Origin of the sequence: Benzoatithermus flavus, from assembly GCF_037908215.1 — a bacterium.
In the GTDB taxonomy this organism is placed as follows: Bacteria; Pseudomonadota; Alphaproteobacteria; order Geminicoccales; family Geminicoccaceae; genus Benzoatithermus; species Benzoatithermus flavus.
In genome coordinates, this window is the sequence record NZ_JBBLZC010000011.1 from 41,882 (window position 1) to 64,382 (window position 22,501).

The following is a 22,501-nucleotide window of genomic DNA, read 5'->3' on the forward strand; positions in this document are numbered from 1 at the left end:
GCCCGCGCCACGGTGCTCGCGGATGCGCCAGGGTTATCATCCCTGATGGTTTAGGAAATATGATACTTTGCCGCCCGTGCGGCCCGCACGGCGCTGGGTGGTCTGGTCGCCGACGGCCTGTGGCGCGGCATCATCGCCGGCAGCACGTGCGCCTCGCGAGATGGCCGCGCGTTCACGGGCCGGCCATTCCATCGCGATGGCGTGTCCCGGCGATCCCCGATATCAAGGACGGAACACGGACCGCCGGATGCCGACGACATCGCGGCATGCAGCGTCTCCGCACCTCGCGACGCCGCGCGACCTCCCTGTCGCAGCGGCGGTGCGGCCAGGGAGGTCGCGCCATGAGCCCGATCCACGGTCACGATCATGACGGGCTGCTGCACCGCCGCGACGTCGTGTGCGGCGGCGGGGCCGCCATGTTCGGCACCCTGCTCGCCGCCCTGCTCGGGGACGCGGCGCCGGTCGGGGCCGAGCCCGTCGCCGGCGCCGTGCCCGAGGTCGACCGCCTGGCCGTCCGGGTCGTGATCGACAGCTACCAGCTCGCCGTGGCGCCGAGCACGAGGGTGGGCGACGTCGCGATCGAGCGCTTCGGCTGGGATCTCGGCGAGGGACCGCCGGGCAGGACGCTGATCAGCGAGTTCGGCCTGTCCATGCACGCCGAATCGCGGCGCGGCGACGAGGTCCGCCGCGTGCTCGTGGATTACGGCTTCACCCCGCAGGCGCTGATCAACAATGTCGAGCTGCTCGACATCGCGCCCGAGGCGCTGGACGCGCTCGTCCTGAGCCACGGCCACTACGACCATTTCGGCGGCCTCGCCGGCTTCCTGCGGCAGAACGGGGGCCGGTTGCGCGCGAAGCTGCCGTTCTATGTCGGCGGCGAGGAGTGCTTCTGCGCGCGCGAGTGGACCGCCCCGCCTCGAGCGGGCGATTTCGGCGCGCTGGACAGACAGGCGCTGGAGGAGGCCGATGTCGTCGTGACCTTCGCCGAAGGGCCGGCGCTCGTCGCCGATCACGCCTTCACCACCGGCCAGGTGCCCGCCACGACCTTCGAGAAGGTGCTCTCGCCGAGCCGGATGAAGGTCGGCATCGAGCACGGCCACGGCTGCTACGCCGACCGGCTGCCCGAGGACGAGCGGAGCCAGGCCGTGATCCCGGATCAGTTCCGGCACGAGATCGCGACGGTCTACAACCTCGCGGGCAAAGGCCTCGTCGTGCTGACCTCGTGCAGCCATCGCGGCGTGCTCAACATCGTCCGGCAGGCCCGGGCGGTCTCGGGCGTGCAGAAGGTGCACGCGGTCCTGGGCGGCTTCCATCTCGCCCCTTACCAGGACGACTATGTGCGCGAGGTCGTGGCCGGGCTGAAGGGGATGGACGTCGGCTACGTCGTGCCGATGCACTGCACGGGCGAGCCGTTCTACGACATCGCCAGGACCGAGATGCCGGGACGGGTCCTGCGCTCCCATACCGGGACGCGTTTCGTGTTCGGCGCCTGACGGCTCCCGCGACGAGAGGCGAAGGGCTCGGGACGTCCGCCAGGAGGAGAAAGGAGCCCGGGCCTGCGGGCATCGGGCCGGACCATCGCTGCGGGCGCGGGCCGGTTCTCGTCCGCAGGCGGTCCGTCAGCTCGTCGGCTCGACCGCCACGCAGCGCGCGTTCCTGAGGCCCGGTGTGTAGCGCAGCACGACGCGCTCGAAGCCGGACGCCACCTCGAACGCCTTCGTGATCCTGGGCATGCCGGGCTTCTCCTCTCCTCCTCGGCGTGCCCAGGCGATGACGGCATCCTGGTTCGCGACCACGCTGTCCTCATGGGGTACTTCGCGCTGCACGAACAGCCGGACGGTGAGGTGCTCGTGGGTCCTGTTCAGATCGAGGAGATCCGAGCATGGCCCATACCGCCGGAGAATCGCGAGCACCACGTCCCGGCTCGTCGATCCCTGGCTGTAGGCCGCGTCGAGAATGGCAGCAGGAACGACGACGTCGGCATCGTGCGCGCGCAGGGTGATCGAGGGATTGCCGTTCTCGGCGACGGCCTCGTCGCTCCAGAGGTCGTCGAGCCAGTCCGCTCGCGCCGATGCAACGCCGAGAAGGCAGAATGCGACGACAGACAGTCTCAGACGCATGACACGCTCCCGACTCCGGATGTGTTGCGGGCCGAGCTGGCGATCGATCCGCGGGCGGCCCGAGGCATGGAGCTTCGCGCGCTCGCGTCGGAAAAACCGTCGCCGCGCCGTCGTGCCAACGACGTGGATGCATCGGCTCCCTGGCGGGCCTTGACCGTTTGCAGACATGGGGCATAAAATCCACAAGTTTCGGGTTCCCCTCCTTTGGAGAGGGGCATGGCCCTTGTCTTGGAGCTGTTCGGCGGGTTTCGCCTGTACAGCGCCGAGCGGAGCGTGGTCCGTGTCCCGGACCGGAAGGCGCGCTGTCTGCTCGCGTACCTCGCCCTGGCCGATGGACCGGTGCCGCGCATCGCGCTCGCCGAGCTGTTGTGTTCGGAAGGCGACGAGCAGGACCAGCGGGCCGCGCTGCGACAGGCGGTCTATGTGGCGAGAAGAGCCGCGATCCGGCGTGACCTCATCGTTGCCGTGCAAGACCGCATCGGCCTCGGTAAGGCCTCGCTGGTCAGCGACGTCGGGCGTTTCCAGACAGCGATCGTGCGCGGCGATCGCGAATCGCTGGACGAAGCGGTCGAGCTCTATCGCGGGCCGCTGCTCGCTGGCGAGCGGTCGCCATCCGCCGCTTTCGAGGATTGGCTGGCCGGTCGCCGCAGCGAGCTGCTCGAGCGGGTTCTGCAGGCGCTGCTGACGCTCGCGGCGAGAGACGAAGCGGCCGCCCGGCCCGAGCATGCGCTGGCGCTGGCGCGCCGGGCCCTGATGCTCGATCCGCTCCGCGAGGATGCCCACCGTCAGGTGATGCGTTCTCTGGCGGCGCTGGGCCAGCGGGCCGATGCCCTGCGTCACTACGAGATCGGGCGGCAGTTGCTGGCCGACGAGCTCGGCGTCGAGCCGGATGGCGATACGAAAGCGCTCCGTGACGCCATCGCCTGCGGCGAGGAGGCAGGTGCGCACGGCGCGAACCCTCGCCCGGCACCCGCCGGCCGCACGGTCGCGCCGGCAGCTTCGGCCGCAGACCGGCACGGCACCGGGCCGGGCGGCCCCACGGTCGTGCGGACGGTCCCGAGAGGCCCCACCCGTGACCGCGGCAAGGCCATGGTCGCGAGGCTGGCGGGACCGCTCGCGGCACTGATGGTGATCACGGCCGGCGCGAGCCTCTGGTGGCCGGGGAGAGCGCCGCCGGCGCCGACCGCAGTCGCGGCGACGCGTGCGGCGCCTACCGGTCAGGGGGAGGCGGTCCCGCTTGCGGCGCCGCGGCTCTCCATCGTCGTCCTGCCGTTCGACAACCTGAGCGGCGACCCGGAGCAGGAGTATTTCGCCGACGGGCTCACCGACGACGTGACGATCGATCTTTCGCGCATCGACGACAGCTTCGTCATCGCCCGCCGTACGGCCGTCACCTACAAGAGCCGGATCGGCAGCATCGACGTGCGCGAGGTCGGCCGCGAGCTCGGGGTCCGCTACGTGCTCGACGGCAGCGTGCAGCGAGCGGGCAACCGGGTGCAGCTCAACGTGCAGTTGGTCGACGCCGTCACCGGCGGGACGCTCTGGGCCGAGCGGTTCGAGGACGCGCGCGACCGTCTGCCGATACTGCGGGACGAGGTGACCGGCCGGATCGCGGCGACGCTCCGGCTGGAGCTGATCGAAGCCGAAGGGCGCCGGCTGGAGCACGAGCGCCGCAACCGCCCCGAGGCGCTCGACGACGCGATGCATGGCTGGGCCTTGCTCGACCGGCCCTACTCGCAGGAGAATCTCGAGAACGCGCGCCGTCTCTTCGAGCGCGCCCTGACCACCGACCCGGACACCGTCGGCGCGCTGACCGGGCTCGCGCACGTGCTGGAAGGTCGGGGCGCCTCGCCGGCCAGCAGGGAGCGTGCCGACGCCCTGCTGCGGCGCGCGCTCGATCTGGAGCCGAACCGGGCCACGGTGCACTTCGTGCTCGGGCAGGTCCGCCGATCGCAAGGGCGCCTTCAGGAGGCGGCGGACGCGTTCCGCACGGCGATCGCACTCGACCGGAACTACGCCCGCGCCTACCTGAAGCTGGGCACGACGCTGCTCGCCCTCGGACATCCGGAGCAGGCGATCCCGCTCGCGGAGCACGCGATCCGTCTCAGCCCGCGCGATCCGAACATCGGCGAATGTTTCTGGCTGATAGGCGCCGCTCATCTGCTGACCGGGCGACTGGCCGAGGCGATCGCGATGCTGGAGAAGGCCCGTTCCTCCAGCCCCAGATTGTGGTACATCCATCTGAACCTTGCTGCCGCTTACGGTCTCGCCCAGCGCCTCGACGAGGCGAAACGGGCGCTGGCGGAGCACCTGCGGCTGAGGCCGGAATTCCGTTCGCTGGCAGCGATCGAGGCGGCCATGCCGCAGTTCAACGATCCCGCTTTTGCGGCGCTGCGCAAGCGGACCTTCGATGTCGGCGTGCGCAGGGCGGGCATGCCCGATTCGTAGCGGGTCGGCAGCAGGCGCGGCGCTCGCCGGCTTTCCGTCACCCGCCCTTGCTCTTCCAGACCTTCCGGCAGCCGCCGGACAGAGAGTTCAGCCTTCGAGCGCGGCGAGCTCGCGCGCGAGGGCGGTCGGCGCCTCGCCAGCCAGCAGCGCGGCCATGATCTCGGCCAGCGCCTTGCCGCGCGGGGTCAGCATGTAGCGCTTCACCCGCATGTCCATGGGATCGATCCGTCCGTCCACGAGGCCGAAGCCGGGCTGCTTCTTCCGGTCGAACGGGCCGAGGTCGAGGAGCTGGCGCGAGGACGTGCTCTCGGGCAGCCCGATCGCTTTCGCGATCTCGACCTGGGTGCGGCCCTCTCCGCGCGCCACCTCGAGGAAGGTCACGAGAAGCTGGATCGAGACGGCTCCGTGCGTCGCCCGCTGGAAGGCCGCGAGGCAACGCTGCAGCCGTTCGAAAGCACCCGTATGCTCCATGCGATCCATCGTCGACGACCATGCATTATCGCCACAAGGTAGATTTACTGCGTTCGCAATCATCTTTCAATTATGAATGGCGGCGGCTCGAGCCGCTTGACGCTACGAGCGCTTCCCGGTACTCATGACGAGAACATTCAGCGAACATCCGTCATGCCCGCTAGCGAGGATCACGCGCGTATCCATGCCCGACCCGAACCGTCCCGGCGCGCGACGACGCGAAAGCGGGCCCGGCCGAGCATGGCCGCCGGCTGCCGGGCCTCTGCCCTCGCTCCCGGCCCGAACGACGGCGCGCGCGGCAGGACGCCTGCTCCTCGCGCCAGCATCGTACGCTGGCGCTGCGGTGCCGGAGCCGTTCCCGACCCGGCTCCGGCACGGCTTTCCCGGCCCTTTCCTCGGGAGGCGACATGCCGAAAAGCCCCAGCTCACGCCGCGGCTCCCTCGGGGCGGCCGCAGAGACGCCGGCCGGTGCCCGCAACGTCCGCGAGCCGCCGCCACCGCCCGGTTGCACGGGCCGCTTCCTGATCCTCCTGGCGGAGGAGGAGGACCGCGCCGCCGTGCCAGTACTCCGGAACGTCGCCGGGCTGCGCGTGGCGCGCTCGGGCGATTATGCCGGACGGCCGGCGCTCGCGGCGCTGGACGAGGCCGACGGGCTGGTGTTGGACGAGCTGCGGGTCGCCGTGGTGCACGCCCCGCCCGACGCGCTTCAGGTCCTCGCCGCCGCCGATGCCCGCGCCGGCATCCTGGCGGTCGAGCCCGAGCGGGTCGTCCACGCCCTCCCGCACGGTGCCGTGGGCATCCCGGAGCATCCCATCGGCGGCCCGGCCGAGGCCGGAGCGGCCGGGAGCGCCGTCGCGGCCGCGTATCTGCGCGGCTACCGCGACGGCGTGAACGATCTCACGGGCCGGCTCCTGCGCGGCATGCCGGCCGCGGACGCGCCGATGGCGGAAGCGCCGGCCTTCGCCGAGGCCGAGTTCACCTGGGGCCTGCAGGCGACACGCGCCGGCTTCTCGACCTGGAGCGGGCGCGGTGTCCGGGTGGCGGTGCTCGATACCGGGCTCGATCTCGGCCATCCCGATCTCGGCGGCCGGCCGGTCGAGGCGGTGAGCTTCGTGGCCGGCGAGGGGCCCGAGGACGGGCACGGCCACGGCACCCATTGCATCGGCACCGCCTGCGGGGCGCTCTCGCCGCGGCAGCCACCCCGTTACGGTGTCGCCGGCGGTGCGGAGATCCTCGCCGGCAAGGTGCTGGACAGCAGGGGCCGCGGCGAGGATGCCGGCATTCTCGCCGGCATCGACTGGGCCCTGACGCAGGGCTGCGCCGTGGTCTCGCTGTCCCTGGGAGCACCGGTGCGGCTCGGCGATCCGCCCTCGGCCGTGTTCGAGCAGGTCGGCCGACGCGCGCTCCGGCGCGGCACGCTCCTCGTCGCCGCGGCCGGCAACGAGAGCCGGCGGCCGGACGAGGTTCGCCCCGTGGGCCATCCGGCGAACTGCGCCTCGATCATGGCCGTGGGTGCCGTGGACCGGAACCTGCAGGTGGCCTGGTTCTCCTGCGCCGGCCTCGACCCGCGGGGCGGCCAGATCGACGTCGCCGCCCCCGGTGTCGCCGTGCGCTCCGCCTGGCCCGGCGCACAGCTCTACGCCACGCTCGACGGCACCAGCATGGCGGCACCGCACGTCGCCGGGATCGCGGCGCTCCTCGCCGAGGCCGACCCTTCGGCCCGCGGCTACGCGCTCTGGGCACTGCTCGTGCAGAACGCGCGCCGCCTGCCGCTGCCCGCGCGGGACGTGGGCGCCGGGCTGGTGCAGGCACCCTAGCCGCACGCGGTGCCGTCGCGGCGCCGCGCCATGGAACGTCTCGAACCCCCGCTGCACTTCCTATCCGGCATGGCGGGTGATACCTATCGGTCAGCCGCGTGTCGGGATCGGCGGTGTTCGGAGACGGGCGATGGCGGATAAGGTGAGCGTGGTGGTGTCGGTCGAGGAAGGCCGGCTGAAGGACTTCCCGCGCATGGTTCAGGCGATGCGCCGCGCCGGCCTGCAGGTCGAGAGCGAGATGGCGGCGATCGGGACCGTCGCGGGCTCCTTGAGCGAGCAGGCCCTGCCCAGGCTGCAGGCGATCGAAGGTGTCGCCCACGTCGAGCGGACCCGCAGCTTCCACGTCCCGCCGCCGCACAGCAAGGTCCAGTGACGCCGGCCGTCCTTCGCGGCGGACCGGCAGGCGACGAAGCAGCGGCCCGTCATGGCCGCCGCGCTCGGGTCGGGCGCAGCGCGCCCCGTGCCTTCCCCCGACTCCCGCTCGCCGTCGAACCCTACCGCCGCCCTCCCGGCATCCGCTCCGGCGCCGTTCTTGTACGCGACCACCGCTCCAGATAATATTCCCAGCCGCCCTTGTGGCGGGCGCGACGCGGGAATCGGCGGTGGGGTCGACGGAAATTGCACGAACGAATTCCAGAAACTCTTCCGGATCAAGGACCAGGCCGAAACGTGTCGGCCCGTCACGATGCCCGCCCCGCGGGGCGGGTGGTGCCGTGAAAGGCGACAAGCGCCGCACGGGCGCGGCTTTCGCCCGTGCGGCGCCGCCGATCGGGGCGGACCCGGTCGGGAAGGCTCAGTACCAGTTCTTCAGCACGACGACCCGCATCGCCTCGACCCGCTTCTGCTGGCCGCGCGTGCCGCAGAACTCGCCGTTCTTCTTCACGTCGGAGGTGCCGAGGTCCTGGACGTGGCACTGGTAGAGCACGTCGTAGAGGGCGGCATTCCTGCCGGCCACCCGGATCGCGAACCCTTCGAGCCGCTTGCTCTGGCCGCGCGTGCCGCAGAACTCGCCTCGCGCGTACCACTGATTCGGGGCCGGGAGATCGCCGAGATCCTGGACGTGGCACATGTACTCGAGGTGGGTGTTGCCACCGAGCCGACCCGCGGAGGCGAGCTGGAAGCCCTCGAGGCGCAGCGACCGGCCCATGGTTCCGGCCCAGCGGCCGTCGCGCAGCGGCTTGTCGCCGAGATTCTCGATGTGGACCACGCCGGCGAGCTTCACGTAAGGCAGGCCGCGATGGGGAGGATCGGCGCTGGCAGCGGAGGCCGAGCCGGCGATGACGGGCAGCATCAGGGCCGCTGCGGACAGCATTCCGAAATAACGACGCAGCATCGAATTACTCCCGTTCAAGCGTCGTGGATCCTGAGAGACGAATCGGACGGCGTGCCAATCATGGATGGCCGCTGTCGACACGTCGTTCGTTGGCTATAAATTGAGGAATCGGGCATGAAACGCCGCTTCGTGCAGCCATACGCTGCTCGCGGCTGTCGTCCCGCACCGAATGTGGACGGTGTTTCGATCTCTACCTTCGAGGTGCTCCTTACGATTGGCGATGGCTGCTGCAACAGCGCGCATACCCTACCGATCATTTAATATCGGTCAAGTCATTAGAATAATCCCGGACATTTTCGATTCCAGCATAAGTCTCTACACTCTAAATCAGCGGTCTCCTACAAGTAGCAAACACTCTCGGATGGCGGCCTCGGACGCGCTCCAGTCTTGCATCAGGCGGTGGGCAGGGTTGCAGCGATGGACTGCTTTGACGTGGATCAAGGTGGCTGTCGGCCGCCGCTCGTATAGGATCGCTCCCGCAACCCGAAGGACCGTCCGGGAAAGAGCGTCATGCCGGAGCCCTGCGGCCGGATCGTGGCCGTGCGCGGTGCCGTGGTCGACGTGCGGCTCGACGACGGCCTGCCGCTGCCCGTCATCGACGAGGCGCTGCACGTCCTCACCGATCAGGCCGAGCCGCTGGTGCTGGAGGTGCAGAGCCATCTCGACGCGCGCACCGTCCGCGCCGTGGCGCTCCAGGCGACGGCGGGCCTCGCCCGTGGCATGCCCGTCGTCGCGACCGGCGCGCCGATCACCGTGCCGGTGGGCGAGGCCGTGCTCGGGCGCCTGCTCGACGTCACCGGCCGTCCCGGCGACCATGGCAGCCCGCTGCCCGCGGGCACGCCGCGCCGCCCGATCCACCGCCCGGCCCCGCCGCTCGCCGCCCGCAGCGGCACCGCCACGGTGTTCGAGACCGGGATCAAGGTGATCGACCTCCTCACCCCGCTCGCCCATGGCGGCAAGGCGGCGATGTTCGGCGGGGCGGGGGTGGGCAAGACCGTGCTGGTCATGGAGCTGATCCGGGCCATGGTCGCGGGCTATCGCGGCATCTCGGTGTTCGCCGGCATCGGCGAGCGCTCGCGCGAGGGCCACGAGCTCCTGCTCGACATGCGCCGCTCGGGCGTGCTTCCCCGCACCGTCCTGGTCTACGGCCAGATGAACGAGCCGCCGGGTGCGCGCTGGCGCGTCGGCCTCACCGCCCTTGCCATCGCCGAGCATTTCCGCGACGCGGCGCGGCAGAACGTGCTGCTCCTGATGGACAACGTGTTCCGCTTCGTCCAGGCCGGCAGCGAGGTCTCGGGGCTGCTCGGCCGCCTGCCGTCGCGGGTCGGCTACCAGCCCACGCTCGAGAGCGAGGTCGCCGATCTCCAGGAGCGCATCGCCTCGGTCGCGGGGGCGGCGATCACCGCGATCGAGGCGGTCTACGTCCCGGCCGACGACTTCACCGATCCGGCCGTGACCGCGATCGCCACCCATCTCGACAGCGTGATCGTCCTGAGCCGCACCCAGGCGGCGGAGGGCATGTACCCGGCGGTCGATCCGCTCGCCTCGAGTTCGGTCCTGCTCGATCCCTTCGTCGTCGGCCGCGAGCACCACGCGCTCGCCCAGCGCGTGCGCGAGATCATCGCGCATTACCGCGAGCTTCAAGACATCATCGCCCTGCTCGGCACCGAGGAGCTGAGCGCCGCCGACCGGCTCGCCGTGGCGCGGGCGCGCAAGCTCCTGCGCTTTCTGACCCAGCCCTTCGCCGTGACCGAGGCCTTCACCGGCAAGCCCGGCCGCTCGGTGCCGCTCGCGCGGACCCTCGCGGGCTGCCGCGCCATCCTCGAGGGAGAATGCGACGGCTGGGCCGAAAGCTCGCTCTACATGGTGGGCGACCTCGACGAGGCGCGCGCCCGCGAGGCGGCCCAGACCGAGGTCGGGGCGTCATGAGGCTTCTGATCACCACCCCCCTCGCGGTCGCGGCCGACCGCGACGACGTCGTCGCGGTCCGCGCCGAGGACGAGACCGGCGCCTTCGGCATCCTGCCGGGTCACGCCGATTTTTTGACCGTGCTCGCGGTCTCGGTCGTGAGCTGGCGCGCTGTCGACGGCGGCACCGGCCACTGCGCCGTGCGCCAGGGGGTCCTCACCGTGACCGGCGGCCGCGAGGTCGCGATCGCCACCCGCGATGCCGTGGTCGGCGACGATCTCGACCGGCTCGAGCACGAGGTTCTCGCCCGCTATCACGAGGCGGTCGAGGCCGAGCGCGCCGCCCGGCTCGGTGGCACGCGGATGCATCTCGAGGCCGTGCGCCAGATCGTGCGCTATCTCCGCCCCAGCGGCGCGCAGGACAAGGGCACGTCATGAGCGGCGACTGGCAGGGGCGGCCCGACGGCCTCGCGGAAGCCGCGCGCCGCCGGCGGGAGCGGGCGCGCGGCAGCGGCGGCGGGCCGTCCCTCGGCCGGCATCTCGCCCAGATCGGCGTTCTGGGCTGGACGATCGTGACTCCGCTGCTGCTCGGCGCCTTCATCGGCCGCTGGCTCGACCGAGCACTCGGCACCGGCGTGTTCTGGGCCGCGACCCTCCTGTTCCTGGGCCTGGCCCTGGGCTGCTGGTCGGCCTGGAAGCGGATGCAGAGCCCGTGAGCGCCACGGACCTCCTCTGGGCCGGCATCGGCTTCGCGCTCGGATCGCTCCATTTCCTGGGCCTGCGCACGAACGCGGCCCTGTTCGCCCGGAGCGCGCTCGCCCGCGCTGCCTGCCTGCAGCTCCTTCGCCTCGCCGCCACCGGGGCGGGCCTCGTCCTCGCCGCCCGGCACGGCGCCCTGCCGCTGCTGCTCGCCGCCCTCGGCCTCCTGCTCGCGCGCCACGTCGTGATCCGCGGCACGGGAGCCACGGCATGAACGGCTCGCCACTTGCGACCGAGATCCTGTTCCGGCTCGGCCCTGTCGCGATCAGCGCACCCGTCGCCGTCACCTGGGCGCTGATGGCGGCCCTCGTCCTCGCGAGCTTCGTTGCCACGCGTCGGCTCGCGCTCCGGCCCGGACGGCGTCAGGCCGCGCTCGAGCTCCTGGTGGACGCGCTCCGGCAGCAGATCCAAGAGACCATGCGGACGGCACCCGAGCCTTACCTGCCGCTGCTCGGCACCCTGTTCCTTCTCATCCTCGCCGCGAACCTTTCCTCCCTGATCCCCGGCATCGAGCCGCCCACGGCCCGTCTCGAGACGGATGCCGCCCTGGCGCTGGTCGTGTTCGCGGCCACGGTCTGGTTCGGCGTGCGTGCCCGCGGCCTGCGCGGCTATCTTGCGACCTTCGCCGAGCCCACGCTGCTCCTCGCCCCGCTCAACCTGGTCGAGACCTTCACCCGCACCTTCTCGCTCATGGTCCGGCTGTTCGGCAACGTGATGAGCGGCGTGTTCGTGATCGGCATCGTGCTCTCGCTCGCCGGCCTGCTCGTTCCCGTTCCGCTCATGGCGCTGGACGCGCTCACCGGCGTCGTCCAGGCCTACATCTTCACCGTGCTCGCCATGGTGTTCATCGGCAGCGCCGTCGGCGAGAGCGCGCCGCCCCCGAAGGAGTGAGCCCTTGGACTGGATCCCGCACGTCAGCATCCTGGCCGCGGCCCTCGCGGTCTCGTTCGGCGCCATCGGCCCGGCGCTGGCCGAAGGCCGGGCGGTCGCGGCCGCCATGGAGGCGATCGCCCGCCAGCCCGAGGCCGCGGGCACGATCTCGCGCACCCTCTTCGTCGGCCTCGCCATGATCGAGACCATGGCGATCTACTGCCTGGTCGTCGCCCTTCTCGTCCTGTTCGCGAACCCGTTCGCACGCTGAAGGCGAAGGGCCTTGCACCTCGACTGGACCACGCTCCTTCTCCAGACGATCAACGTCCTCGTCCTGCTCTGGCTCTTGCAGCGCTTTCTCTGGCGCCCGGTCGTCGCCATCGTCGCCCGCCGCCAGGCCGAGGCGACGAGGCTCCTGGAGGATGCGGAAGCCGCCCGCCGGCAGGCGCTGGAGGAGAAGGAAGCACTCGCCGCCGCCCGTGCCGGCATCGCCCGCGAGCGCGAGGCGGTGCTGGCCGAAGCGCGCCGGGCGGCCGAGGCCGAGCGGGACGCGATCCTCGCGCAAGGACAAGCCGAGATCGCCCGGCTCAGGGCCGAGGCCGAAGCCGGGATCGCCCATGAGCGCGCAGCGCTGGAAGCGGCGCTCGCGGCCGAGGCCGGCCGGCTCGCGGTCGCGATCGCGCGCCGGCTGCTCGCCCGTCTGCCGCCGGCGGCCACGTTCGAGCTGTTCCTGGACGGGCTGCAGCGGGCGGTGGCGGGCCTGCCCGAGGCGACGCGCGCGGGCCTCGCCGGCGAGCCGGTCGAGCTCGTCACCGCCGCGCCGCTGGGCGAGGCCGAGGCGCAGCGTGCCGCCGCGCTGCTGGCCGAAGCGCTCGGCCGCGACGGCGTGCGCCTCTCTTTCCGGGTCGATCCCGACCTGATCGCGGGCGTGGAACTGCGCGCCCCGCATCTCGTGGTCCGCAACAATTGGGCCGCGGACCTCGAGCGCATCGAGACGGAGCTGACCGGCGATGACCATCGCAACGGATCTTCCGAGCCGCTGGCTCGAGCGGGCCAGCGCCCGGGTGAGCGCCACCCCGCTCGAGCCCAGGATCGACGAGATCGGCCGGGTGCTGCAGGTGGGTGACGGCATCGCCCTCGTTTCCGGCCTGCCGGGCGCCCGGCTCGACGAGCTCCTCGGCTTCGAGCGCGGCCAGCTCGGCTTCGCCCTCACCCTCGATGCCGACACGATCGGCTGCGTGCTGCTCGACGACGTGGCGGGGGTCGCGGCCGGCGACGTGGTGCGCGGCACGGGCGAGGTCGTGCACGTGCCGGTGGGGAGCGGCCTGCTCGGCCGCATCCTCGACCCGCTCGGCCGGCCGCTCGACGGCGGCGGGCCGGTGGCGGCCGATGGCTTCGCGCCGATCGAGCGGCCCGCCCCCGCCATCATCGAGCGCGACCTCGTCACCGAACCGGTCCAGACCGGGGTGCTGGTCGTCGATGCCCTCTTCGCGCTCGGCCGCGGCCAGCGCGAGCTCGTCATCGGCGACCGCGGCACCGGCAAGACGACGCTCGCGACCGATGCCATCATCGCCCAGAAGCGGAGCGATGTGGTCTGCGTCTACGTCGCCGTCGGCCAGAAGTCGGCGGCGGTGCAGCGCGTGATCGAGGCCGTGCGGGCGCACGGCGCGCCCGAGCGCTGCCTGTTCGTCGTCGCCGAGGCCGCGCGTGCTCCGGGCCTGCGGTGGATCGCCCCCTTCGCCGGCTTCACCATGGCGGAATGGTTCCGCGATCGCGGGCGGCACGCACTGGTCGTGATCGACGATCTCACGCGCCATGCCGCGACCCATCGCGAGCTGGCGCTGCTCACCCGCCAGCCGCCCGGCCGCGAGGCCTATCCAGGCGACGTGTTCTACCTGCATGCGCGCCTGCTCGAGCGCGCGGCGAAGCTCGCACCCGAAAAGGGCGGCGGCTCGCTCACCGCCCTTCCCATCGCCGAGACCGAGGCCGGCAATCTCAGCGCCTACATCCCGACCAACCTGATCTCGATCACCGACGGCCAGATCGTGCTCGACATGCGGCTGTTCAACGAGGGGCACAAGCCCGCGGTCGACATCGGCCGCAGCGTCAGCCGGGTGGGCGGCAAGACCCAGGCCCCGGCCCTGAGGAGCGCCGCCGAGAGCCTGAGGCTCGACTACGCCCAGTTCCTCGAGCTCGAGATGTTCACCCGCTTCGGCGGCATGGTCGATGCGCGCGTGCGGGCCCGGATCGGCCGCGGCCAGCGCATCCGCGCCGTGCTCGCCCAGCCGCCTTATGCCCCGAAACGCCTCGCCGACGAGGTGGCGCTGGTGCTGGCGGTGCAGGAGGGGCTGCTCGATTCCTTGCCGGTCGAGCAGGTGGCGGCGTTCGCGACGGCATTGCCGGGCTGGCTCGACGCCGAGGCGGGCAGCGTGGCGCAGGCTCTCGAGCGCACCGGCGAGCTGCCGCCGGCAGACCGCACAGTCCTGATCGAGGCGCTGCGCCGGCTCGCAGCCCGCCTGCGGCCGGCCGAAGGGGCCGCGGCCTGATGGGCGGCCGGCTCGCCGAGGTCACGGCGCGGATCCGCAGCGTCGAGCAGCTCGGCGGGGTGATGACGGCGATGCGCGGCATCGCCGCCGCCCGGCTGCAGCAGGCGCGGGCGCTCCTGCCGGGGATCGAGGCCCATGCCGGGCTCGTCGGCCGTGCCATCGCCACAGCGCTCCGGCTCGAGGACGGCGGCGAGCCGCCGCCGGGTCGGGGCGGGACGCCGCCGCTCGCGCTGGTCCTGTTCTGCGCCGAGCAGGGCTTCGCCGGCATCTTCAGCGAGCGCATCCTCGAGGCGGCCGGGCCGGATCTCGCGAGCGCCACGCTGCTCGTCGCCGGCTGCCGCGGTGCCGTCCTGCTCGCCGAGCGCGGCCTCGCGCCCGCGGTCGCGCTCGCCATGGCGACCCAGGCCGGCCGGATCGCCCATGTCGCCGACCGGCTCGCCGAAGCGCTCTACGCGCGGGTCGCCGCGGGCCGGATCGTGCGCGCCGATCTCGTCCACGCCCGGCCCGGAACGGGCGGCGCGGTCGAGGTCGTGCGCCGCCCGCTGCTGCCGCTCGACCTGCGCGCCTTCGCGGTCCCCGCAGGGCACCTGCCGCCGCTGATCACGCTGCCGCCCGCGACCCTTCTCGCCCGGCTCGCGACCGAGTACGTCTTCGCCACCTTGTGTGCCGCCGCGGCCGAGAGCTTCGCCGCCGAGAACGCGGCACGGCTCGAGACGACGGCGGCGGCGAAAGGCCATGTCGACGAGACCCTGGCCCGGCTCGCGGCCGAGCAGCAGCGCCTCCGGCAGGAGGAGATCACGAGCGACATCGTCGAGCTCGCCGCGGGCGCCGAGGCGCTGCGCTGAGTCCGCCGCTTCCGCTGCGGCAGGAACCTGCCCCGACCTCGCTGCTTACTCCCTCGTGACGACCGCGAGCGGCCTGCTCCGTGCGGCGGAGGCCGGAGCCCGCCTCGGGTCCCGAGGAGCAGCGAGGATGCAGCACGATCTGGCGATCCGCCGGCTGAAGGAGCTGGGCCAGCGGCAGGGGCACGTGACGCTGGACCAGGTCAAGAGCGTCCTGCCGATCGACACGATGACGCCCGAGGAGCTCGGCCGGGTGGCGATGCAGCTCGAGGATGCCGGCGTGGAGGTGCAGCTCGACGAGGATCTGCTGCGTCCCCGCTCCTCCACCCGGGAGGAGGTCGCTTCTCCGTCCCGCCTCCTGCCGGTCGACTCCGAGCCGGCGCCGATGCCGCCTGCCGCGCCCTCGCCGGCACGGGCCGCGACGTCGCCGCCACGGGACATCCGCCCCGAGGCCGGCTCGGCCGAGCCGCGCGCCGGGCGGGCACCCCGCGCTGCCTCTACCACCGTGCTCGTGACCATTCTGATCGCCGTCGTCGTCGCCGCGATTCTTCTCTATGTACTGATGCGCTGATTCGCTTCGCCTCGAAGCGGCCATCGTGCCGCATACCATAAAACCATGAAGCGATACATGATGAGCCTGTTCTGTAAATGGATGGCCTACCTCCAACTATTCAGCGGGACCTGAATGCTCATGAGCGCCCTTGCCGGACGGGCCCCAGCCATGGCCGATCCGAAACGGCTCCTCACCAGAGACGGGCGCAAGCCTCTGGTGCTTCTGGTCGAGGATCACCGGGTCAACCAGGCGCTCGGCAGGGCGCTCCTGGAGCATCTGGGCTGCGAGGTCGACGTCGCCCACGATGGCGCCGAGGCGATGAGCATCCTGCACGACCGCAGCTACGATCTCGTGCTCATGGACATCGTCATGCCGGTGATGGACGGGAGCGAGGCGACGAGGCGGCTGCGCGCGGCCGGCGTCACCGTGCCGATCCTGGCACTCACCGCCACGCCGGACGACCGGAGCAGCCTGCTGAAGCTCGGCTTCACCGCCTGCCTGCCCAAGCCGGTCTCGGCGAGCGACCTGCGGGCGGCGATCTCGCAGGCGCTGGGCGCCACCGCCTGCCGGTGACGCCCGCGGGACGAGCGGCGCCCGTCCAACAGTAGCCCGGCGTCGGGGCCGGCGCCTCTCTCGGTCGAGTCTACTGCCCGGCCGTCCGCTGGGCCGGACGCTTGCCTACCGGGACCATGATGTGCGCGTAGGGCGTTCCCTTCCACATCACGTAAGGACCGGCGGTCTGCGGCGTGGCGGGAATGGCTTCGAGCTGCGCCGGGTCGGGCACGAGGATCATGACGTGCGGTCCCTCGACCACGAACTGGTTGTCCGCCGTCGGACCCGTGGCGTAAGGATCGACATTGCTCGCTCCGGTATCGCCCGAGAGCATGTAGGCGATGCCGATCCGGTCGGTCTTGAACGGCTTCCTGGCCATGTAGGCCTCGTTCCACGCCATCCAGACCGCGTCGGCGCACATGGCTTCCTTGCCCAGGGAGCGCAACGAGGCGGGTGTGGGCATGCAGACGTAAGGGCCGCTGCCTTCCCGGAGCACGGTGCCGTTCTCGTCCATCACCTTGGCGGTCTCGCGGATCGCCGGCGGTGCCGCGCTCAGCGCGTCCTCGATCAACGCCTGCTCGTCCGGCCCGGCTCCGGCCACCGTTCCGGCCGGCAGGAAAGCCGCGGCCGACGCGAAGACGAAGGGTGCCGCGCGACGTAGGCGGTGAGCAGACATCATCGGATCCTCTCCTTGATGCAGTGCATATGGCCGGGCCGATCACGGCTCGGCATCACCGGCCGGCAGCGCCTTGCTGGTTCGACGATCGAGACGGCCGAAAAACCCGGCGACGGCCACGACACCCGTCCCGCCGCCCCGAGGGCGTTTCCGACCGGCGTTCGCAGGGAGCCGCTGTGCCGAAGCCCGAACGTCTGCTGCGGCGCTCCTCGCGGCTGCCTGCGGAGGCGATCTCGGGCCTCCGTCCTCCTTTCGATGGCGCCTGCCTGGCACATCGCTTCATTGCCAACCGTACATCCTCCTCTTGCCCGGCCGGGTTGTCAACTCGATCCGGCGAGCAGCTTCGGATCGGCCGGCTCGCCAATCGGACATGCGGCGCCGTGCCCGCCGACGGGCCTCACCCCCACCGCCTCGAGCCCGCCTTTCGGCATCTGGCAGAGGTCCTCCCCGAGGATCGTATCGCCGGCCGGCGGGAGGGGGGCGATGGCGAGAGCCGTTCTGGGCTTTGCCCCCATCGCGCAGACATCGTCCAAGGCATGGTTGGCGGCGATCCGGCCGAAGAGACGGGGATCGCTCACGAAGGCGCGGAAGAAGTCGGCGGTCTGGACCAGAAGCGCTTCGCGCGGCGGGCGCGGCACGGCGGCATCGTCGCCCGAGCCCAGCTCGGCCTCGCGTACGCGCGTCATGGCCCGCCCGGCATCGCCGGCAGGTCCTGGTACTGCCGCATCCAGCGCCGGTCGATCCACTGCTTGAGCCGCCACGCCCATCTGCCTTCGAGCGACCACGACCCGCGCGCGGCAACGGCATAGCGGTCGCCCGTGCCGATGAGGGTGAGGAACCGGCGCTGCGGCACGAACGGCCGCAGCGGCTGACCCGAGAGCGCCCGGCGCAGGTTCGCGGCCAAGGGCGGCCCCTGCCGGACGGCGAACACCCCGGCCTTCTCGCGCGGATGGGGCAGCACGGACGCGACGTCGCCGGCCGCGAACACGTGCGGGTCGCCGATGGAGCGCAAGGTGGCGTCCACGGCGACGAAGCCGTCGCGATCGAGCGGCAGGCCGGTCTCGGCGAGCCAGGGCGCCGCCCCGGCCTCGGTCGCCCACAAGGCGGCATCGAAGCGGATGCACCGGCCGTCGGCGCACACGAGCTCGCCGTCCGCCACCTCGACCACCTCGGCCCCGGTATGGACCGCGATCGCGCGTTCGTGAAGGATGCGCATGAGCCGGCGCCGGGCGCTCGCATGGTGCCGCGGCAGGAGTTCTTCGGCCGTGACGAGGGCGAAGCGCACGAGGAGGCCGCGGGTGCGGTGCTGCATGGCGAGTACCAGCTCCACCCCCGCCGCTCCGCCGCCGACCACGACCACGTCCTGCGGCGACCGGCTGGCGCGGAGCCGGTCCAGGAGCGTCTCCCAGCGCCGGGCGAAGCGGTCGATCGGCTTCACCGGGATGGTGTGCCGGGCGGCACCCGGCACCGTCCAGGGTTTCGGCGAGGCGCCGATGTCGAGCGAGAGCACGTCGTAGCGGAGCGGCAGATGACGGCGGCAGTGGAGGCGGCGCGCCGCGCGATCGAGTCCTACCGCCTCGTCGGCGATCAGCCGCGCACCGGCGAACCGGGCGAGCGGTGCGAGGTCGATGTGGCATTCCTCGAAGCGGTAATGGCCGGCGACGAAGCCCGGCAGCATCCCGGAATAGGGTGTGGCGACGTCGCGCGCGATCAGCGTCAGCCGCACGCCCGGCAGCGGCCGCATCCCGAAGCTTTTCAGGACGGCGACATGGGCATGGCCGCCGCCCACGAGCACCAGCTCCTTCCTCACGGGCGCGGTCTGCATCTTCCCTCACCGGTCGGGTTCGGACTCCGCATCCTCTCCATGCTGCGCCGCTTTCGCCCTACCCGCCTTGCACGGTGCAGCGGGAACTTTGCTCGGAGGACGACGTTTCGGCCACGTTCGAGGCCTCGAAAAGGCTTGAATGTTAATATGTTAATGAAGTTCCGGTAAGCTCGTCCATGGCGCAGATCTTCCACCCCGGTGCCGACACGCGGCTGCGGCTCGCGATGGTGGCGCTCGGTGGAGGGCTCGTCCTTCTGTTCGTTGCGGGCGACCGGTTCTTCGGCTCCGACTGGTTCACCGGCCGCGGCGACCATCCGGCCCAGCCCGTGCCGTTCAGCCACCAGCACCATGTCGCCGGGCTCGGGATCGACTGCCGCTACTGCCACGATCAGGTCGAGCGCACCGCCACCGCCGGCTATCCCCCGACCTATACCTGCATGTCCTGCCATTCGCAGATCTGGACCGGCGCGCCGGTGCTCGCACCCGTGCGCGCCAGCCTCGCGCACGACGAGCCGATCCGCTGGCAGAAGGTCTACGACCTGCCCGACTTCGTCTACTTCGACCATGCCATCCACCTCAAAGGGGGTGTGGGCTGCTCGACCTGCCACGGCCGGGTCGACCGGATGCCGATCACGGCGCAAGCCGCACCGCTCACCATGGGCTGGTGCCTGAGCTGCCACCGCGACCCTGCTCCTCATCTTCGCGACCCGGCGGACCTGTTCGCCATGGACTGGCAGCCCGGTCCCGACCAGCGCCAGAAAGGGGAGGCACGCATGGCCCGTCTCGGCATCGAGCCGGCACGGCTCCAGAACTGCTACACCTGCCACCGCTGAGACGCGCGATGACGGGCCGGCCCGAGCGCGAGATCGCGGCCTTGCGCGCGCAGCTCCAGGGCGAGCGCGGACCCCGGCTGTGGCGCAGCCTCGAGGAGATCGCGGAAAGCCCTGCCTTCGCGCGCGTGCTCGGTGCCGAGTTCGGCGGTTTCGCCCTGCCCGAGGCGGGCCGGCGCGACGTGCTCCGCGCCATGGCGGCCTCGATTCTGCTCGCGGGCCTCCCGGGTTGCGGCAAGGGACCGCCCGACGCGGTGCTGCCGCGCGTCGCGGATCCCGCCGACGATCCCCCACCCGACCGGCCGCGGCAGTATGCCACCGCCGTGACGTTCGAGGGCTTCGCCCGGCCCGTCCTCGCCACGACCTATGCCGGCCGGCCGGTCAAGCTCGAGGGCAACCCCGACCACCCGGCGAGCCGGGGTGCCACCGATGCCTTCACCCAGGCCGCCGTGCTCGAGCTCTACGACCCCGACCGCTCGCAGAGCCCGACCCTGCTCGGCAAGGAAAGCGGCTGGGACCAGGCGGTGCAGGCGATGGTAACCGCACGCCGGGACTGGCTGCGGAACGGCGGCGAGGGTGTCAGGCTCCTCGTCGAGCCCACGACCTCGCCGACCTTCCGCCGCCAGATCGAAGCTCTGCGGCAGCAGCTCCCGCAGCTTCGTCTCCACGCCTTCGAGCCCGTCGGCAAGGAGCGGCGCGAGGCGGCGGCCCGGCTCGCCTTCGGCCGGCCGCTCGCCCTGCGCTACGCGCTCGAGCACGCCGCGGTCGTGGTCTCGCTCGAGGACGATCTCTTGGGGCCGGGACCGGCGCAGGTGGACCATGCGCTCGGCTGGTCGGCGCGCCGGCGCGGCGGCCACGACGCCGGGGCCGAGGCGATCCGGCTCCACGTCGCCGAGAGCACGCCCACGCTCACCGGTGCCATGGCCGACACGCGCCGGATCGTGCCGTCCGCCCGCATCCCGGCGCTCGTGGCGGTACTGGCGGCAGCGCTCGGCCGCGACGGCGCGCCGGCCGCCCCCGAGCTTTCGGCCGATGAACGTGGGTTCGTTTCGTCCTGGGCGAGCGAGCTCCGCGCTCATCGCGGCGAAGCGCTCCTCGCCGTGGGCGCGCACCAGCCGCCGGAGGTCCAGGCCCTGGCCTTGCGCGTGAACGCGCAGCTCGGCCAGCTCGGCCGCACGCTGCTGGCGAGCGAGCCCGTGGTCTGGCCCGGCGCCGAGGCGGCCGGTACGCTCCAGGAGCTCGTGGCCGACATGGCGGCGGGCCGCGTCCAGGCTCTCGTCGTGCTCGGCGCCAACCCGGCCTACACGGCCCCCGGCGATCTCGATTTCACGGCCGCCCTGCAGAAGGTGCCCTGGCGGCTCCATGCCGGGCTGCATCGTGACGAGACGGCGGGCTTCTGCCACTGGCACCTGCCGCTCGCTCATCCGCTCGAATCCTGGAGCGACGCCCGCACGGTGGACGGCACGGCCACGATCCTGCAGCCGACCGTGCGCCCGCTGTTCGGCGGCCGCTCCGTGCACGAGGTCGTGGCCCTGCTCGCGGGCGACCCCTGGGCGCGTGACCGCGAGATCGTGCGCGCGACCTGGCGCGATCGCCTCGACGACGACGCCTGGCGCGCGGCGCTGCGGCAGGGCTTCGTTCCCGGTACCGCGGCGGCTCCCGTCGGCGATCTCGCCCCCTCTCCTGCCCCGATCGGCCTGCCGCCGGCGGGCGGGGATCGGGGGCTCGAGGTCGTGATCCGGCCGGACCCCTCGATCTGGGACGGGCGCTTCGCCAACTGCGCCTGGCTGCAGGAGCTGCCGAAGCCGCTCACCAAGCTGACCTGGGACAACGTGCTGCTCGTAAGCCCGGCGCTCGCGGCCGAGCGTGGGCTTGCAACCGGCGACGTGGCGCGGATCACGCTGGGCGACCGCGAGCTGCGCGGCCCGGTTTGGGTCCAGCCCGGTCAGGCGGCGCATACGGTGACGGCCCATCTCGGCTATGGCCGGAAGCGCATCGGCCGGGTCGGGCAGGGCATCGGCTACGACGCTTACGCGTTCCGCGCTTCCACCAAGCCCTGGCTCGGCACGGGTGCCGAGATCGCCGCGACGGGCGACCGGCACGAGCTCGCCACCACCCAGCCGCACCACCGGATGGACGAGTACCGGCCGGTGCGGCTCGTGGCCCCCGGCAAGGCGCTGGAGGCGAGGCCCGAGGAGGAGAACCAGGCGAGCCTCTACCCGGACTGGGACTATCCCGAGATCGCCTGGGCCATGGTGATCGATCTGGACTTGTGCATCGGCTGCAACGCCTGCGTGCTCGCCTGCCAGGCCGAGAACAACGTGCCCTCGGTCGGCAAGCACGAGATCGGGATGGGCCGCGAGATGCACTGGCTTCGGGTCGACGCCTACCACGACGGCGATCCTTTGGACCCGAGCTTCTACTTCCAGCCCGTCCCCTGCATGCACTGCGAGAAGGCGCCGTGCGAGGTCGGCTGTCCCGTGAACGCCGCCGTCCATACCCCCGACGGGCTCAACGCGCAGGTCTACAATCGCTGCGTGGGTACCCGCACCTGCTCGAGCTACTGTCCCTACAAGGTGCGCCGCTTCAACTGGTTCGAGTACGCGAAGCCCGCGGAGCCGATCGTGGCGGCGCACTACAACCCCGAGGTCACGGTGCGCGCCCGCGGTGTCATGGAGAAGTGCACCTACTGCATCCAGCGCATCGCCCGGGCGCGGATCGACGCCGCCCTCGAAGACCGGCCGCTGAAAGGCTCGGACGTGATCACGGCCTGCGCTGCCGTGTGCCCCACGACCGCCATCCGCTTCGGCGACCGCAACGACGGGGCGAGCGAGGTCGCAAGAGCGCAAAAGAGCCCGCGCCATTACGGGCTGCTCGAGGAGCTGGGGGTGCGCCCGCGCACGACCTACCTCGCCCGCATCGCGGACCAGGGCGAGAAGGGGGAGGGCTGAG

The 22,501-nt window shown here is 71.9% G+C and carries 23 protein-coding genes; 17 read left to right on the forward strand and 6 right to left on the reverse strand.

Going from position 1 to position 22,501, the window contains the following annotated elements; translation table 11 throughout:
• Positions 1-341: 341 nt before the first annotated feature.
• Entirely contained in the window at positions 342-1,493 is a 1,152-nt protein-coding gene (locus U1T56_RS12330; protein ID WP_418159780.1) for an MBL fold metallo-hydrolase, read from the forward strand.
• Between the two features lie 126 nt (positions 1,494-1,619).
• On the opposite strand, the gene U1T56_RS12335 is transcribed toward U1T56_RS12330, so the two are convergent.
• A complete protein-coding gene (locus U1T56_RS12335; protein WP_418159781.1) occupies positions 1,620-2,120 on the reverse strand; it encodes a hypothetical protein in 501 nt (166 codons plus the stop codon).
• A gap of 228 nt (positions 2,121-2,348) precedes the next feature.
• Here U1T56_RS12335 and U1T56_RS12340 point away from each other — a divergent pair, with 228 nt between their 5' ends.
• Complete coding sequence (locus U1T56_RS12340) at positions 2,349-4,568, forward strand: BTAD domain-containing putative transcriptional regulator (RefSeq protein WP_418159782.1); 2,220 nt, start codon at positions 2,349-2,351, stop codon at positions 4,566-4,568.
• 87 nt (positions 4,569-4,655) lie between these two features.
• On the opposite strand, the gene U1T56_RS12345 is transcribed toward U1T56_RS12340, so the two are convergent.
• On the reverse strand, positions 4,656-5,039 hold the full coding sequence (locus U1T56_RS12345) for a hypothetical protein (protein ID WP_418159783.1): 384 nt from the start codon (positions 5,037-5,039) through the stop codon (positions 4,656-4,658).
• Between the two features lie 407 nt (positions 5,040-5,446).
• Between U1T56_RS12345 and U1T56_RS12350 the strand changes: the two genes are divergently transcribed.
• Positions 5,447-6,856: a S8 family serine peptidase gene (locus U1T56_RS12350; protein WP_418159784.1), complete on the forward strand. Its 1,410-nt coding sequence runs from the start codon at positions 5,447-5,449 to the stop codon at positions 6,854-6,856.
• Positions 6,857-6,986: 130 nt separating this feature from the next.
• Positions 6,987-7,229, forward strand: coding sequence for a hypothetical protein (locus U1T56_RS12355; RefSeq protein WP_418159785.1), 243 nt, complete (start codon positions 6,987-6,989; stop codon positions 7,227-7,229).
• A 420-nt stretch (positions 7,230-7,649) separates the two neighbouring features.
• On the opposite strand, the gene U1T56_RS12360 is transcribed toward U1T56_RS12355, so the two are convergent.
• The gene (locus U1T56_RS12360; RefSeq protein ID WP_418159786.1) at positions 7,650-8,189 is read right to left on the reverse strand and encodes a hypothetical protein; all 540 of its coding nucleotides are present in this window, start codon (positions 8,187-8,189) and stop codon (positions 7,650-7,652) included.
• 510 nt (positions 8,190-8,699) lie between these two features.
• Between U1T56_RS12360 and atpD the strand changes: the two genes are divergently transcribed.
• The 11 genes from atpD (at position 8,700) to U1T56_RS12415 (ending at position 16,239) form a co-directional block, all read left to right on the forward strand.
• A complete protein-coding gene (gene atpD, locus U1T56_RS12365) occupies positions 8,700-10,118 on the forward strand; it encodes a F0F1 ATP synthase subunit beta (protein ID WP_418159787.1) in 1,419 nt (472 codons plus the stop codon).
• A complete protein-coding gene (locus tag U1T56_RS12370; protein ID WP_418159788.1) occupies positions 10,115-10,534 on the forward strand; it encodes a F0F1 ATP synthase subunit epsilon in 420 nt (139 codons plus the stop codon). Before atpD ends, U1T56_RS12370 begins: the two co-directional genes overlap by 4 nt.
• Positions 10,531-10,812 carry an AtpZ/AtpI family protein gene (locus U1T56_RS12375; RefSeq protein WP_418159789.1) on the forward strand — a complete coding sequence of 94 codons (282 nt, stop codon included), beginning with the start codon at positions 10,531-10,533 and terminating at the stop codon, positions 10,810-10,812. The genes U1T56_RS12370 and U1T56_RS12375 overlap by 4 nt, the downstream gene beginning before the upstream one ends.
• A complete protein-coding gene (locus tag U1T56_RS12380) occupies positions 10,809-11,069 on the forward strand; it encodes an N-ATPase subunit AtpR (RefSeq protein WP_418159790.1) in 261 nt (86 codons plus the stop codon). Before U1T56_RS12375 ends, U1T56_RS12380 begins: the two co-directional genes overlap by 4 nt.
• Entirely contained in the window at positions 11,066-11,746 is a 681-nt protein-coding gene (locus U1T56_RS12385; protein ID WP_418159791.1) for a F0F1 ATP synthase subunit A, read from the forward strand. The genes U1T56_RS12380 and U1T56_RS12385 overlap by 4 nt, the downstream gene beginning before the upstream one ends.
• 4 nt (positions 11,747-11,750) lie before the next feature.
• Complete coding sequence (locus U1T56_RS12390) at positions 11,751-11,996, forward strand: F0F1 ATP synthase subunit C (RefSeq protein ID WP_418159792.1); 246 nt, start codon at positions 11,751-11,753, stop codon at positions 11,994-11,996.
• A gap of 12 nt (positions 11,997-12,008) precedes the next feature.
• Positions 12,009-12,851 carry a F0F1 ATP synthase subunit delta gene (locus tag U1T56_RS12395; RefSeq protein WP_418159793.1) on the forward strand — a complete coding sequence of 281 codons (843 nt, stop codon included), beginning with the start codon at positions 12,009-12,011 and terminating at the stop codon, positions 12,849-12,851.
• Positions 12,736-14,271 (forward strand): F0F1 ATP synthase subunit alpha, encoded by a 1,536-nt coding sequence (locus U1T56_RS12400; protein WP_418159794.1) that lies wholly within the window; start codon positions 12,736-12,738, stop codon positions 14,269-14,271. Before U1T56_RS12395 ends, U1T56_RS12400 begins: the two co-directional genes overlap by 116 nt.
• Entirely contained in the window at positions 14,271-15,116 is an 846-nt protein-coding gene (locus U1T56_RS12405; protein WP_418159795.1) for a F0F1 ATP synthase subunit gamma, read from the forward strand. Before U1T56_RS12400 ends, U1T56_RS12405 begins: the two co-directional genes overlap by 1 nt.
• A 127-nt stretch (positions 15,117-15,243) precedes the next feature.
• Positions 15,244-15,684, forward strand: coding sequence for an RNA polymerase sigma factor region1.1 domain-containing protein (locus tag U1T56_RS12410; RefSeq protein WP_418159796.1), 441 nt, complete (start codon positions 15,244-15,246; stop codon positions 15,682-15,684).
• 150 nt (positions 15,685-15,834) lie between these two features.
• Positions 15,835-16,239 (forward strand): response regulator, encoded by a 405-nt coding sequence (locus U1T56_RS12415; RefSeq protein ID WP_418159797.1) that lies wholly within the window; start codon positions 15,835-15,837, stop codon positions 16,237-16,239.
• Positions 16,240-16,309: 70 nt separating this feature from the next.
• Here U1T56_RS12415 and U1T56_RS12420 read toward each other — a convergent pair whose 3' ends face one another.
• From U1T56_RS12420 to U1T56_RS12430, 3 genes are all read right to left on the reverse strand, one after another.
• Entirely contained in the window at positions 16,310-16,897 is a 588-nt protein-coding gene (locus U1T56_RS12420; RefSeq protein WP_418159798.1) for a hypothetical protein, read from the reverse strand.
• Between the two features lie 317 nt (positions 16,898-17,214).
• A complete protein-coding gene (locus U1T56_RS12425; RefSeq protein WP_418159799.1) occupies positions 17,215-17,580 on the reverse strand; it encodes an AIR synthase related protein in 366 nt (121 codons plus the stop codon).
• On the reverse strand, positions 17,577-18,719 hold the full coding sequence (locus U1T56_RS12430; protein WP_418159800.1) for an FAD-dependent oxidoreductase: 1,143 nt from the start codon (positions 18,717-18,719) through the stop codon (positions 17,577-17,579). Before U1T56_RS12430 ends, U1T56_RS12425 begins: the two co-directional genes overlap by 4 nt.
• Positions 18,720-18,895: 176 nt before the next feature.
• Between U1T56_RS12430 and U1T56_RS12435 the strand changes: the two genes are divergently transcribed.
• Both U1T56_RS12435 and U1T56_RS12440 read left to right on the forward strand, forming a co-directional pair.
• Positions 18,896-19,552, forward strand: coding sequence for a cytochrome c3 family protein (locus U1T56_RS12435; RefSeq protein ID WP_418159801.1), 657 nt, complete (start codon positions 18,896-18,898; stop codon positions 19,550-19,552).
• An 8-nt stretch (positions 19,553-19,560) separates the two neighbouring features.
• Positions 19,561-22,500, forward strand: a complete 2,940-nt coding sequence (locus U1T56_RS12440; protein WP_418159802.1) for a TAT-variant-translocated molybdopterin oxidoreductase — start codon at positions 19,561-19,563, stop codon at positions 22,498-22,500.
• Position 22,501 lies beyond the last annotated feature (1 nt).